11 protein-coding genes are annotated in these 14,427 nt (G+C 47.5%); 5 read left to right on the top strand and 6 right to left on the bottom strand.

The window, feature by feature from the left end; all coding sequences use genetic code 11:
- Positions 1–1,095: 1,095 nt before the first annotated feature.
- The gene (locus HPS55_RS12330; protein WP_172178584.1) at positions 1,096–3,075 is read left to right on the top strand and encodes an alpha-L-arabinofuranosidase C-terminal domain-containing protein; all 1,980 of its coding nucleotides are present in this window, start codon (positions 1,096–1,098) and stop codon (positions 3,073–3,075) included.
- 165 nt (positions 3,076–3,240) lie between these two features.
- Here the strand turns inward: HPS55_RS12330 and HPS55_RS12325 are convergent, their stop codons facing one another.
- The 3 genes from HPS55_RS12325 to HPS55_RS12315 form a co-directional block, all read right to left on the bottom strand.
- Entirely contained in the window at positions 3,241–4,695 is a 1,455-nt protein-coding gene (locus tag HPS55_RS12325; protein ID WP_172178582.1) for a DUF4062 domain-containing protein, read from the bottom strand.
- An 85-nt stretch (positions 4,696–4,780) separates the two neighbouring features.
- Entirely contained in the window at positions 4,781–5,683 is a 903-nt protein-coding gene (locus tag HPS55_RS12320) for a WG repeat-containing protein (protein WP_253945896.1), read from the bottom strand.
- Positions 5,684–5,694: 11 nt separating this feature from the next.
- Positions 5,695–6,048, bottom strand: coding sequence for a hypothetical protein (locus HPS55_RS12315; protein WP_172178578.1), 354 nt, complete (start codon positions 6,046–6,048; stop codon positions 5,695–5,697).
- A gap of 493 nt (positions 6,049–6,541) precedes the next feature.
- Between HPS55_RS12315 and metF the strand changes: the two genes are divergently transcribed.
- The 4 genes from metF to HPS55_RS12295 all read left to right on the top strand — a co-directional run bounded on the left by metF (position 6,542) and on the right by HPS55_RS12295 (position 10,629).
- Positions 6,542–7,501 (top strand): methylenetetrahydrofolate reductase [NAD(P)H], encoded by a 960-nt coding sequence (gene metF / locus HPS55_RS12310; RefSeq protein ID WP_172178576.1) that lies wholly within the window; start codon positions 6,542–6,544, stop codon positions 7,499–7,501.
- 45 nt (positions 7,502–7,546) lie between these two features.
- Positions 7,547–8,680: a DNA polymerase III subunit gene (locus HPS55_RS12305; protein WP_172178574.1), complete on the top strand. Its 1,134-nt coding sequence runs from the start codon at positions 7,547–7,549 to the stop codon at positions 8,678–8,680.
- A gap of 127 nt (positions 8,681–8,807) precedes the next feature.
- Positions 8,808–10,166, top strand: coding sequence for a PSP1 domain-containing protein (locus HPS55_RS12300; protein WP_172178572.1), 1,359 nt, complete (start codon positions 8,808–8,810; stop codon positions 10,164–10,166).
- The gene (locus tag HPS55_RS12295; protein WP_172178570.1) at positions 10,153–10,629 is read left to right on the top strand and encodes a gliding motility lipoprotein GldH; all 477 of its coding nucleotides are present in this window, start codon (positions 10,153–10,155) and stop codon (positions 10,627–10,629) included. Before HPS55_RS12300 ends, HPS55_RS12295 begins: the two co-directional genes overlap by 14 nt.
- On the opposite strand, the gene rodA is transcribed toward HPS55_RS12295, so the two are convergent.
- The 3 genes from rodA to mreD are packed head-to-tail and all read right to left on the bottom strand — an operon-like array spanning position 10,630 to position 14,421.
- Entirely contained in the window at positions 10,630–12,102 is a 1,473-nt protein-coding gene (gene rodA, locus HPS55_RS12290; RefSeq protein ID WP_172178568.1) for a rod shape-determining protein RodA, read from the bottom strand. It abuts the gene before it with no gap.
- Positions 12,083–13,924 carry a penicillin-binding protein 2 gene (gene mrdA, locus HPS55_RS12285; protein WP_172178566.1) on the bottom strand — a complete coding sequence of 614 codons (1,842 nt, stop codon included), beginning with the start codon at positions 13,922–13,924 and terminating at the stop codon, positions 12,083–12,085. The genes rodA and mrdA overlap by 20 nt, the downstream gene beginning before the upstream one ends.
- The gene (gene mreD / locus HPS55_RS12280; RefSeq protein WP_172178564.1) at positions 13,921–14,421 is read right to left on the bottom strand and encodes a rod shape-determining protein MreD; all 501 of its coding nucleotides are present in this window, start codon (positions 14,419–14,421) and stop codon (positions 13,921–13,923) included. The genes mrdA and mreD overlap by 4 nt, the downstream gene beginning before the upstream one ends.
- Positions 14,422–14,427: the final 6 nt, after the last annotated feature.

Raw genomic sequence — 14,427 nt, 5'->3', positions numbered from 1 at the left:
TGGGTTACCTCACCGACTGACCGGTTCTTCCTTAATACGACAAAGGTAAGAAACAGTCTTGAGTTGTCATAATTATAACTCCTGTTTTTTTAAAATATGCGACTGCGTCGCAATCTTCTGCAAACTTAGAGAAAGGGCAAAAGCATAAAAACGACATGGGATATGAGAATCGTAAATATCTGATAATTAATGCTTTTGCCCTTACAGGGCGAATGCGTGCAATCGTGTAGTACCCGGGGTGCCGCTACGCTCTGCCCCGGGCTGTGTGCTCGTTGCCCCGGTGGGGCGCTCATTTAGGGCACATCCATCCAATGTCCGTATGATAATGTAGTTTAGCTTTATTGACAAACTTACGTAAAAAAATACCTTTGTGTCATGAGTGTCATTCCTTTGTATCATGAATGTCATGTCTTTGTTGCATGAATATGTCTTTATATATAAAAATCAGTGCCCTCTTTCATATTGATATGTATTTATGCCGAAACCGTAAAGCTACTCCTCCGGATATTTCGTTATGTATATATTATTCTGAAAAAAACGCATTTTATTTTTCTCAAACCAGAAAGGCAGAAAGGCCTTCCCGGCTTCATTTACACACGTTTTTGACATGGTAATCTCGCCGTAAGGGCCTCCCGACATTCCCGTAACGGCCGTTCGGCAGTGCAATAAGGCCGGTTTGGCAATGCAACAACGGCCCCGTTGCAAGCCCGAACGACCCTCTCTGCTTTCTTGACAAAACACCATCGCCGTAACATACTGATTATCAGTGTTCCCCGTTTGGAGCAAAAATCGCGATTTTCGGGCCTCTGTGTAGAAATTGCAATACCGATGCCGCTTAACATATGTTAATGTAATGTTTTTTTGTAAATCCGAAGAATCGCCGCCTCCATTGCCTCCAAGAAGCCGAGGACAATGCCAGAACAATACGCATCACATCTACCGTCCGATTCGTGACTGGCATATAGCGACACATGGCATTCGCATATGGCATCATCGAGGAAACAACGTAGCACGTCATTTTTATCACAAATCTCTCTTATATTATCATTTTTTATGGTATCTTTGCAACGCATATTAACATTAACTGAAACTACAATGAATCATCGACTACTGACTTACGCCTTTGCCATAACGGCGGCTACGTCATCGTTTGCCCAGCACACACACGTGATGGACGTAAACACGAAGAAAGCCGGAGCCACGGTACAGAACACCATGTACGGCCTGTTCTTCGAAGATATCAACTATGCCGCCGACGGCGGATTGTATGGAGAATTGGTCAAGAACCGCTCTTTTGAATTTCCCCAAAGTTTCATGGGATGGCAGACATTCGGCAATGTCGAACTGAAAGCCGACGGACCGTTCGAGCGCTGCCCCCATTATGTGGTGCTCTCCGACCCGCAACATGTGGAACGCCGCACCGGCCTCGTCAACGAAGGATACTTCGGCATAGGAGTGGAGAAAGGCGAAGAATATCGTTTCACCGTATGGGCAAAGGCGCCCAAAGGCTCCGGCCGCATCACCGTACAGCTTATCAACCCGGCCACGATGGGCGAACACCAGGATTTCGCTTCTGTCAGACTCGACGTGAAATCGGCCGAATGGCAGAAATATGAAGTCCGGCTGAAGGCCAACCAGACCAACAACAAGGCACAGCTGCGCATATTCCTCGACGGCCGCAACACCGTATGCCTGGAACATGTGAGCCTCTTCCCCGTCAACACATTCAAGGGCCGCGACAACGGCATGCGCCGCGACCTGGCCCAGGCTTTGGCAGATGTTCATCCGGGCGTGTTCCGCTTCCCCGGAGGATGTATCGTCGAGGGCACCGACCTGGCCACACGCTACCAGTGGAAAAACACCATCGGCCCGGTGGAGAACCGCCCGATCAACGGCAACCGCTGGCAGCATACGTTCACCCACCGCTTCTTCCCCGACTATTACCAAAGCTACGGGCTGGGATTCTTCGAGTATTTCCAACTCTCGGAAGACATCGGAGCCGAGCCGCTGCCGGTGCTCAACGTAGGCATGTCGTGCCAGTTCCAAAACCGTAACAACGCCAAGTGGCACGTGCCAGTGAACGAATTGAAGCCATACATCGACGATTGCCTCGACCTCATCGAATTCGCCAACGGCGACACCACGACCACATGGGGACGCAAACGTGCCGAGATGGGGCATCCGGCGCCATTCAACCTTAAGATTATAGGTGTGGGCAACGAACAGTGGGACACACTATACTTTGAGCGCCTCGCTCCGTTCGTGAAGGCCATCAAGGCCAAACACCCCGACATCATGATTGTAGGCACAAGCGGCCCGGACTCCGAAGGCAAGATGTTCGAGATAGGATGGAAAGCCATGAAAGAGCTGAAGGCCGACCTCGTAGACGAGCACTTCTACCGCAACGAAGAGTGGTTCCTCAAAAGCGGACTGCGCTACGACAACTACGACCGCAAGGGTCCGAAAGTGTTTGCCGGCGAGTATGCCTGCCACGGCAAAGGCAAGAAATGGAACCACTACGAGGCGTCCATCTACGAAGCCGCCTTCATGACCGATATGGAGCGTAACGCCGACGTTGTATGGATGACGGCCTACGCCCCGCTCTTCGCTCATGTGGAAGGATGGCAGTGGCGCCCCGACCTCATCTGGTACGACAACACCCGGATATTCAAGTCAGTGAGCTACTACGTGCAGCAGATGTATGCCATGAACCGAGGCACCAACGTCCTGCCGATGACAATGGACGGCAAGTTCATCGCCGGCCGCGAGGGACAGGACGGACTGTTCGCCAGTTCGGTGGTCGACAAGAACGACGGCACGGTAATCGTAAAGGTAATCAACACGTCGAAAACGGAACAGCCGGTGACCATCAACCTCAACGGCCTGACTGGCGCCACAACCGCCGCCACCATCACACTGTCGCACAACGGCCCTGACGACGAGAACACGCTCGACCAGCCGGAAAAGATTACTCCGAAAAACGGTACAGTCAGCCTGACAGCCGGAAAGAAGGCTTCAGTAATCCAAGACAAACTGGCACCGCTGAGCTTCCGCCTGTATAAGGTAAAGAAGTAATAAGAAGAGCGCTTGTATATTTAAGATGTAATACCTTTGAGACATAAAGAGGGTGTCGCAGAACGTGCGTTTAGACAACACGCGCCTGCGGCACCCTCTTGTTTGTGAAATAAAAAGTAGCGAAACTCCTTGACAAAACAAAGAGTTTCGCTACTTTATAATATATTACGAAATAATCCATTTCCCAGAATTACCGCCTTCACGTATCAATATGCCTTTTTTCCGTAACAAGTCCGTTATCTTTCTTACTTGACGTTCACTAATGTTTAATCGTTTAGAAAGTTCTGCTCTTGATATGGACGGAGTTTCCTTTATTGCCTCTAATAGTTTTTCTTCATCCGTTGGAACGCTTTGGACCACCTTTGGATCGTCATTGGAACGCTTTGGAACGCTTTCTCCATTGCCTGCTCGCCAAATAACGACTCTAAAATCTTCGTCTTGATAAAATTCCGGAGTATTCAGCCCATATTCACGGCATTTACTAATAATGTCTTCTGTACCAGTTCCAACCTTCTCTACATACCCATTCCAATACATAGGGTCGGCAAGCAGAGGATTGGCCGGTAACGACTTATGGGGACCATGCAACTTCTGTACTGTTAGTCCGTATGGCAGTGTTCCGGGATTCCAAACCTCCAATCTATCTCTAAACAACATTATCTGGACACTTGCATTACTTGTATAATCTCTATGACATACAGCATTAACTATAGCCTCTTTTACTGCATCAATGGGTAGCTCCGGTCGTGTGGGGACATCTGCTTTTTCTCCCTCTTCACGTGTTCCTACCCAATTATTGATGCGACTCATTACAAAACCTGTAGCTTGGTCGACAAGTTCAAAAACATCGCCTCTGTAAATTTGGTATGCAGGCACAGGCTTCTCTACCACATTTCCATAAAACTGTACGCATTTCACCTCTGATGTGATGAAATACTTTTGCGGTTTCTTGCCGAATAGCAATACTGCGGCATTCGCCAATCTCCCCTTGTCATCAATCAAGTCAAGATGTGTAAGCAATGACACTGGCGATGTCTCAACAGGAAGAGAGAAGTTTCGCTTTTTCCGTGCCATATGGATAAAGTTTTTCATTTTATCCTCATCTAAATCTTCCAACGTGGCATCATTGTCGTTGGACGCATCAAATGGACGCCATCTAATATATTCTTTCTCTTCCAAATAACGGATTAGTGAAGCATAAACCGAAGTTCGCAAACTGTCAACATCCACAAAGGTCTTGCGCACAATATCTCGCTCAACCTTTCGTATCAATGCTCTTTCTTTAGTATGTCTATCTTCTTCTCCAATACTCTTGATATAGATTAAACGGCTTTTATGAAGCAATGCTGCTAAGTCATATTCACGTTCTGTAGGAGAAATACCCTCTTCATCTTCATATCCATAAAGATTGCCGTATAGGCCCAAGTAGATATCACAAAGTTCTACTTCTTTCAAATATACATGACTCGTAGGATATTCATTGGCAGGAACTTCCTCGAATATAAACGGCTCAAAGAATTTACCCAACAGAACATCTGTTCGGATATAATGGCAAAGCATTGCTCGTTCTTCCGCAAATTCACTCTGCACACTACTTATGAATATTTTTATTCGTTTCATTTTTATCTGAAAGTTATTGTTTCAATTCTAAAAACACGGCGAACATCTTTGATCATCAGTTTACTTATATCGCAGATGGCTATCATTACCACTTATCCAATGCAGAGATGTCATTCTCGTAAGCATCTGCTAAACCTGAATCTATATCTTCTCTGTTCCATCCATCATAATATGACTGTTCATCCCCATAAGGATCGCTCCAATTATCACAATCGTTCATCTTCTCATTTTCATAGTCCCAAAATGAAGTCTTTTGATAAGATTTTCTGTAAATGCGCTTTTGGTTTTGTTTATCAGTTTTTACTCTTATATCGAAAGTCGTTTTACCTGTATCTTCTTTTGTATGCAGAAGAGGAAATATTTTTCCTGCACTATTTATGACGATTGAAATAACAGGGTTTTGCGGTATTCCTTTAAGAGCTACAAAACCGACATTGCAACCATAACAGAAATAAAGCATATTATCTTTCCCCTTTTTCACGTATATTCGTGAACAATGGAACTTTATTTTGAATTCCTCAACGGAATATGTAGCAATATAACTTAATCCATCAAACAAAACTCCCAATTTCGATGACCGCAAAACAAGATTGATTTTGAACTCTTCCTCTCCTTTAAAAGCTTTGATATCGTGTAAATAGCCTTCTTTAAGAGCCCAAATTCTGTCATATTCCAGTGGAATTATAATATTTCCTTTTGTATCTATAATTCCCCATTTATTTTTCTCTTCAAAAATATCATATTTAAGGACACGAGCATAACCGCATACAAACTGGCTGTCACACCAGACATATTTTCCAAACGGTACAACATGCTGGTTATATTGATTGATATAACCATATTCATATTTTTGACTTCTGACCATTGAGAGTCCACAAGAAAACGAGTACATCTCTTTATACAAAAAAGGAATAACTATATCTCCTTTGCTATTCTTCGCTCCAAACAAGCCATTATAATCTTGACAAATATCTAATTCATAAATCATACTCATTCTATTCACATATTAATGTACATTACTGGATTTTGCCTTTTCCCCGTCAAGTGAGAAATATCCATAAGAATATATGGCGAATCTTCTATTTGCTTCCCCTCAAATTCCCAACGACCTATATACCTTTCAGACAGATACCAACGATTTGGCTTAAAGACTCCGACTATATACCCGTGACAAATTGCAAAGACAAGGTCTGCATTTTGAGCATGAGCACCATTAAGCCTCCAATATTTCCTTGTACATTCATAAAGGGTTGGTCTTTCGCATAGAAGATATGTTCTGCTTACATTTAAACAGAGAATCTTTTCATTCTTTTTGTTCTCAAAAAGTCCATAATTGCGAAATGGTTCTTCCATAATCGTTTATTATTGATGCAAAGGTATAGAATTTTACATTAATTAAAGAATGCTGTAGCTTAAATTTTCGCATATCCCTACTTCTGAGGGAGATGTTCGCAGATTCCGACAAGGTTTTGGAAGTAATCCCAGACATTTTGAGTAATCCAGAACATACTTTGATTTGTGCAAAATAGTACCAGTCTATGACTGAAACGTTTTGCGGTATCAAGCAATAGATTATTGTTTTCCGTTCTCGTCTTTTTATGTTGGTATCAATCAACAAATACCAACCGAATGATTTCACCTCCAATTTTCACATTGTCTGCATTTTTCACAAATCCTTGAATACAATAAAAACCATAACACAAGCAGGAGGATATAATCAAAATACAAACAACCACCATTAAATATTCATTTTACCAATCAAGTATTATTCAAAAAAGCACACAATCCTGCGGAAAAGAGATATTTTTTTAGTAAATTTGCAGCGGAATGTATACATACGCAAGTGATGATAGTAACGGATTTGATAACCAAGAAGTCGGACAAGAAGCGTTTCTCATTTGAAGTGCTGCCACCGCTGAAAGGCACCGGCACCGAACAGCTCTTTTCCACGATAGACAAGCTGAAGGCTTTTGACCCTGCCTTCATCAATATAACCACCCATCACAGCGAGTTCGTATATAAGGAACGCGAGGGCGGACTGCTCGAACGCAGCAGCATACGCCGTCGACCGGGCACTATAGCCATTGCCGCTGCCATACAGAAGAAATACAATATTCCGGTGGAACCACACGTGATATGCAGCGGCGTAACTGTTGAAGACATAGAGTATGAGCTGCTCGACCTGCAATTTCTCGGCATCAGCAATCTGTTGCTGCTGCGCGGCGACAAAGCAAGAGAAGACCGGCACTTTACGCCTACACCGGGCGGGCACGAGCACACCACCGACCTTATACGGCAAGTGAAGCGATTCAACGAAGGCTTCTTCGCCGACGGATCGCCGATAAAGCATCCGGGCAAGCCTTTCAGTTTCGGTGTGGCATGTTATCCGGAAAAACATGAAGAGGCACCCAACCTGGAGATGGACATGGCACGGCTGAAAGAGAAACAGGACCTTGGAGCGGAATATGCCGTGACGCAACTGTTCTATGACAACAGCAAATATTTCGAATTTGTGGACAAGGCGCGGGCCATGGGCATCACCATACCCATCATACCCGGCATAAAGCCACTGGCCAAACTGAATCAGCTGACTGTAGTACCGAAGACATTCCACTGCGACATACCCCAGGAACTGGCCGCAGAGGCCATGAAATGCAAGACCGACGAGGAAGCAAGACGGCTCGGAGTGGAATGGGCTGTCAACCAATGTCGCGAACTATATGCTCATGGTGTCAACAACATACACTTCTATACCGTATCGGCGGTGGACTCAGTAGCAGAGGTGGCGGAAAGACTGATGCGATAACCGGCACATGTCTTATAAATATAAAACATTGATACGTTTTTCAAGATGAAGTTCAATGATGTGATAGGCCAGAAAGAGGCAAAGCAAAGACTGATGCAAATGTATGGTGAAAACCGTCTGCCTCATGCCATCATGCTGTGCGGCCCTTCCGGATGCGGCAAGATGGCATTGGCATTGGCATTTGCCTGTCACATATTGCGTGGCGGAACTGAAGAAGACGGAAAAGGCGAGGCTATGCTCGCCAAAATGGAGCATCCCGACCTGCACTTCACCTACCCCACCATCAAGCGCCCGGGCATGGGCAGCGACCACAAGCCCGTGAGCGGAGATTTTGCCGCCGAATGGCACTCGATGATAATGCAAAGTCCGTATTTCACGATGGACAGGTGGATGCGGGCCATTGGGGCCGAAAACCAGCAGGCCATAATCACAGCGGGCGAAAGCGACGAACTGACACGCAAACTAAGTCTGAAATCGAGCCAGGGAGGATACAAGATATCAGTGATATGGCTACCGGAAAGAATGAACATAGAATGTGCCAACAAGCTGCTCAAAATGATTGAAGAACCGCCAAGTCATACTCTGTTTATCATGGTATGCAACGAGCCGGAAAAGCTGCTGGAAACCATACGCAGCCGCACCCAGACCGTACGCGTCAGGAAGATTGACGAAGAAAGTATACGGAAGGCACTTATCGAACGTCGAAGCATCAGCGAAGATGCTGCCGGACGCATAGCCCGCATGGCCAACGGTGACTGGACGAAAGCCGTCGAACTGACAGAAACAGGAAGCGAGAACGACCTCTTTCTCGATATGTTCCAATCCCTGATGAGACTGGCATACATGCGGCGCATCAAAGACCTGAAACGATGGAGCGAAACGATGCAGGGATTGGGAAGGGAGAAGCAAAAACGTTTTCTCGAATATTTCCTGCGGCTCATACGCGAGAACTTCATGTACAACTTCCAATGCCCCGAACTCACATACATGTCGCAACGCGAGGAGGATTTTGCGCACAATTTCGCACGCTTCGTCAACGAGAACAACATCATACCGATAAACGAACTCGCAAACAGGGCCATACGCGACATCGGACAGAATGCCAACGGCAAGATTGTCTTCTTCGACATGGCACTACAGATGATAGTACTGCTGATGCAGAACGACAGCAATCGATAAAAAAGCAGAATAGAGAAACTATATAAATATATTCAAAGTATAAACAATTAAAAAACAAGAGAAACTCTTCATACCCTACCCCAGTCACGGGAACGGAGCATCCGGGAGACTCTTCATTCTTTTTTATATGAACAACAAGGATTTCGAAATATGCAACGACTGTGCCCGGGGCCTCTGCAAGGAGGCTGTGGGACGGCAGGACAAGCAGCTGAACACATACGATTGGCTGGCCGACGTTCCGGGAAACACTGACACAACAGACCTTGTCGAAGTACAGTTCAAACAGACACGCAAGGGATATTTCCACAATGTGAACAATCTGCCTCTGAAAAAGGGTGACATTGTGGCCGTGGAAGCAAATCCCGGACACGACATCGGAGTGGTGACGCTCACGGGCCGTCTGGTAAAAATGCAACTGAAAAAGGCCAATTTGCGGTCGGCAGACGACATAAAACGCGTGTACAGGCTGGCACGCCCGGTAGATATGGAAAAGTATCGCGAAGCAAAAAGCCGCGAACACGAGACCATGATAGAAAGCCGGCAGATAGCCAAAGACCTCGGCCTGCAGATGAAGATAGGCGACGTGGAATACCAGGGCGACTGCAACAAGGCAATATTCTACTATATCGCCGACGAACGTGTCGACTTCAGGCAGCTCATCAAGGTACTGGCCGAAACTTTCCACGTGCGTATCGAGATGAAGCAGATAGGTGCCCGCCAGGAGGCAGGACGCATCGGCGGGACAGGACCGTGCGGCCGCGAACTGTGCTGCGCCACATGGATAAAGAACTTTGTCAGCGTGAGCACCAACTCGGCACGCTTCCAGGATATATCGCTCAACCCGCAGAAATTGGCAGGAATGTGTGCCAAACTGAAATGTTGCCTGAACTACGAGGTAGACAACTATGTAGAAGCCAGCCGGCGCCTGCCAAGCAAAGAGGTAGTGCTGCAGACGCTCGACAGCGATTACTATCTGTTCAAGACTGATATTCTGGCCGGAACGGTAACATATTCCACAGATAAGAATATGGCAGCAAACCTCGAGACTATCAGCGCGGCCAGAGCACGCCAGATAATAGAAATGAACCGACGTGGCGAGAAGCCCGAATCGCTTCAGGAAGACGGCAAGAAGAACGACCAATCCCGCACCGTTGACTTGTTGGCCAACGAGAACATCAGCCGTTTCGACAAGGCCAAAAAGAAAAAGAAACCGAACGCCAAGGGACAACGACAAGGCATGATGGCAAACGGGGACCGTCAGCAGCAGCCAAAGCAAGGAGGCGGCAAAGGCAAGCAACAGGACGACAGACAACAGGAAAACAAACAGCCTGAGAACCGGCAGCAGCCAGAAAACAGAAGGCAGACACAGAATGAAGAGCGCGCCGAACGAGGCGAACGCCGCCAGCGACAACCCCGTAACAACAGGCGCCCCAACCCTAACCGCCCACAAAAAACCAACCAGCAACAACAGGATGCGAAAGAATAGCCTGACGGCAATGACCACCACAACAATACTTACGGTTGCAATGACATTCATGTCATGCAACCGTAATACTGTCTTTTACCGTTACGAACACACGCCCGTCACAGGATGGGAGAAAGACGACACACTGATTTTCTATCTCAAGGCGGCACCGGATACTGGACTGTATAATGAAGAGATAGGACTACGCACCAATGGAGGATATCCATTCATGGGCCTTACGCTGATTGTCGACCAAACTGTTCTGCCTATCGATACCACATACAGTGACACTATCAACTGTCAACTGGTATCACCTAACGGCAACGTGAAAGGTTCCGGAATAAGCAATTACCAATACCGATTCAACCTTACAGACATCAGACTCAATGAGGGCGATTCATTGCACATACGCATACGCCACGATATGAAACGCGAAATTCTGCCTGGAATAACCGACATCGGGGTAAAGATAACAAAATACTGATCAGTTTCTCACTTTCTCACGGCCTGCATCTATCCTCAGGAATATGAACAACAGGAACGTGAAGCCCCACAATGACGAACCGCCGTAACTGAAAAACGGCAATGGTATACCAATAACAGGGGTCAACCCGAGCACCATGCCCACATTGATAAATACATGAAACAGAAACACAGAGAGGACCGAATAGCCATAAACCCGCCCGAAACGGTAGGGTTGTCGCTCCGCAAGATGAATAAGACGCAGAATCAGTGCGAGAAACAGCAAAAGAACTCCCGCCGAACCGAGAAAACCCTCTTCTTCACCAACGGTACAGAATATGAAATCGGTATCCTGCTCAGGCACAAACTTGAGTTTGGTCTGCGTACCATTTAAAAATCCTTTACCCTCAAGCCCGCCAGAACCTATGGCAATCTCGCTCTGATGGACATTATACCCCGCACCGGCAAGGTCTTCCTCCAGTCCGAGAAGTACATTGATACGCACACGCTGATGGGGTTCCATCACATCGTTAAGCACATAGTCTGCCGAATAGAAAAAAGCAACGGAACCGACGGCAAAGGCCGTTATGAAGAAATAAGCAGGCAGACGAGTGGCAAAAGCACGCCACAAAAGCATGACTACCATGACAACGCTCAACGCAATCTGCACATAAACGACATCAAAAGGTATCACATATTCGGAGAAAAGCAAAAACAACGCCGTGATACCCACACAATATAATATGACATTCCACATCAACCGCCGGTCACGACAATACACCCATACCATCACGGCCGTGAACACCTGCACGAGTATCAGTACGATGAACTTGCCTACGGAAGTGGGCGTATCCCACAGCATGGTTTCCTCCAAACGTATTCCCACCACAAAATATATTACTGCCGCCACGCCTGTAAACAAGATGCTTCCCGGCATACCCTCACGATAGAACATCAGAAAGAATGCCAGATATACAAGCGCCGAGCCCGTCTCACGCTGCAGTATGATGAATATCATCGGTGTCATTATGATGGCAAGCGTCACGGCAAAGTGCTTCCATCGGTGTATGTTGTAGCCGTATGTGCTCATGAACTTCGCCAGGGCAAGTGCCGTGGCAAACTTTGCAAACTCGGCAGGCTGAAGCCTCAACGACGATCCTATCACCAGCCACGATCGCGAACCTTTGATCTGATGCGGATTGAAAATCGTGACAAACAGCAGCAACAGCAGAACGGCATAGATAATATACGAGAACGTGTCGTAGAAACGATCGTCAAGCATCAGCAGCACAAAACCGAGACATATTGACGTGCCTATCCAGACAATCTGCATGCCCGAACGTGTGTCGAGACTGAAAATGTCTGTGTCGCCGTATGTATAGCTCGCGCCGCACACACTAAGCCATCCGAAGATGAGCAGAGCCAGATAGATACCTATTGTCCACCAGTCAAGCGAACGCAGCACTCCCGGCCGTTTATCTGTTTCTCGTGCCATAAGATATACGTCTGTGTTGGAAGTCATCGGCTTTCTTCATCGACTCTTCCGAAAGTTTTCCGTTTATATACTGTTCCATCATCAGCGAACCTATCGGTACACCGTATTCGGCTCCAAAGCCACCGTTCTCTACATATACGGCAATGGCAATCTTTGGGTCGTCTTTGGGTGCAAACCCCATGAACACCGAATGGTCCTGTCCGCGATTCTGGGCCGTACCCGTCTTGCCACACACTTCATAGTCGGAACGGTTGGCAGCACGACACGTTCCTCGCAGCACAGCCCCACGCATACCGGCCACCACCGTCTCGTAAGCCGCACGGCCCGCCTTGGTATAATGACGGCGTGTATATACTGTATCGAGAGGTTCGCCCTCCACCTTGCGCACTACATGGGGTATATGGTAATACCCCCGGTTTGCTATGGTGGCACCAAGATTAGCTATCTGAAGCGGAGTGAGCGTCACCTCACCCTGACCTATCGAAATACTTATTATTGTAAGTCCGTTCCACGATTTCCGGTATGCATCATCGTAGAAGTCGGCGTTGGGTATCAGTCCGCGTTTCTCACCCGGCAAGTCGATGCCCAGCTTGTAGCCGAATCCCATGCTCACCATATAGTCGCGCCAGGTGTTCATCGCGTTTTGCACGCTGCCATACTTCTTCTTGTTGCCAATCATATAGTAAAGTCCCCAACAGAAATATCCGTTGCACGATGTGGTGATAGCATCGACAAGTGCGAGCGGCGATCCATGACCGTGGCATCCCACATGCAATCCGCGGAAATAGAATCCACGGTTACACGAAAACGCCGTTGCAGGGGTAATGATGCCTTCGCTGAGATATGTGAGCGCCTGCGATGTCTTGAATGTCGAGCCCGGCGGATATAGTCCCATGATGCTACGGTTGAGAAGCGGTTTCCACGAATCCAGGCTCAGACGGGCATGATTCCGGCTGCGTTCACGTCCAACCATGATACGCGGGTCGTATGTGGGCGACGACACCATACACAGCACCTCGCCCGTTGACGGTTCTATAGCCACGATACTGCCTATCTTGCCTTCGAGCAGCCGCTCGCCGAGTGCCTGCAGATTGAGGTCGATACTCAACGTGAGGTTCTTTCCCGGCACAGGCCGACGGTCGAGAGCCCCGTTCTGATAGCTGCCCTGCACTCTGCCATGAGCATCGCGCAGCAATATCTGCACACCCTTCTCCCCACGAAGCTGTTTCTCATAGCTGCGCTCCACACCAAGTTTGCCTATATAGTCGCCCGGCTGGTAGTAATCATCGTCCTCGATATCGGCCGGCGACACTTCAGCCATGTCACCAAGCACGTGGGCAGCATACGGATACTGATACTGCCGGATACTGCGGCGCTGTATGTAAAAACCGGGGAAACGGTATATCTTCTCCTGAAAAAGACTGAAATCCTTATCGGACAACTGGTTCATGAACAACTGCTGGGTAAACGACGAATAGCCCGGCGAGCGCTTTATCTTCTCCATACGCTCGATAAAATATTCGCGGGTTATGCCCAGAGCCTTGCACAGCGCGGTAGTATCGGTCTTGCCACGCGCCTCACGCATCACCACCATGATATCGTATGCAGGCTGATTGTATACGAGCAGCCGGCCGTTGCGGTCGGTTATAATGCCTCGCGAGGGAAACTCCACCTTTTTCAGAAAAGCATTGGAGTCGGCATTCTTCTTGTAGTCGTCACTCATCATCTGCAAGAAGAACAGCCGCACTATGTATACCAAAACAATCGTGATGGCCACACCGGCTATCACAAAGCGCCGGTTTTCGAGTCCGTAGTCTTTCACCTTCTTCTCACACTTTCTAACGTGACAATAAGCAATACCGTAAGCACCGTGCTGCCCCCCACACACTCCATCCAATGCAACCAGTCAAAGAAGTGGAAAGTCTCGAGCGTAAAGAATGCGAGACAGTGAACAAACACCAACACAGCAGCGTAAAAAACAAACTTGGCCATACCTATAGTCTCCACCGACGGAGCTGTATCCTCCGGAGCTTCACGCGGTATGAACAAGCTGAAAAAATAAGGCTGCATGGCACCCGTCAAGGTAAGCGAAGCCGAGGCTACGCCCGGAGTATTTGAAAATGTATCTACAGCAAGTCCAAGTGTGAAACTCCACAAGAGTATGCCCCAACGAGGATAGTTGTGCGGAAATATTATAATCAGATAAACATAAAGCAACGGTGTGGCGCAGTCAAACAGGTGCATACGGTTGAACACAAGAGCCTGAGCCAGACAAAGTGCCGCAAATCCGGCCATTCGTTTTATAAGATCGGTTGTCATCTATCT

Source organism: Xylanibacter rodentium (genome assembly GCF_013166575.1).
Lineage (GTDB): Bacteria > Bacteroidota > Bacteroidia > Bacteroidales > Bacteroidaceae > Prevotella > Prevotella rodentium.
Note: the sequence above shows the minus strand (reverse complement) of the source record. Positions and strands in the feature narration are given on the sequence as shown.

Bases quoted from the DNA above. Each gene is read 5' to 3' on its own strand.
- HPS55_RS12320 (WP_253945896.1), bottom strand. From the start codon at position 5,683: ATGATTTATGAATTAGATATTTGTCAAGATTATAATGGCTTGTTTGGA.
- rodA (WP_172178568.1), bottom strand. From the start codon at position 12,102: ATGGCACGAGAAACAGATAAACGGCCGGGAGTGCTGCGTTCGCTTGAC.
- HPS55_RS12300 (WP_172178572.1), top strand. From the start codon at position 8,808: ATGAACAACAAGGATTTCGAAATATGCAACGACTGTGCCCGGGGCCTC.
- HPS55_RS12305 (WP_172178574.1), top strand. From the start codon at position 7,547: ATGAAGTTCAATGATGTGATAGGCCAGAAAGAGGCAAAGCAAAGACTG.
- HPS55_RS12295 (WP_172178570.1), top strand. From the start codon at position 10,153: ATGCGAAAGAATAGCCTGACGGCAATGACCACCACAACAATACTTACG.
- HPS55_RS12315 (WP_172178578.1), bottom strand. From the start codon at position 6,048: ATGGAAGAACCATTTCGCAATTATGGACTTTTTGAGAACAAAAAGAAT.
- mreD (WP_172178564.1), bottom strand. From the start codon at position 14,421: ATGACAACCGATCTTATAAAACGAATGGCCGGATTTGCGGCACTTTGT.
- HPS55_RS12330 (WP_172178584.1), top strand. From the start codon at position 1,096: ATGAATCATCGACTACTGACTTACGCCTTTGCCATAACGGCGGCTACG.
- HPS55_RS12325 (WP_172178582.1), bottom strand. From the start codon at position 4,695: ATGAAACGAATAAAAATATTCATAAGTAGTGTGCAGAGTGAATTTGCG.
- metF (WP_172178576.1), top strand. From the start codon at position 6,542: ATGATAGTAACGGATTTGATAACCAAGAAGTCGGACAAGAAGCGTTTC.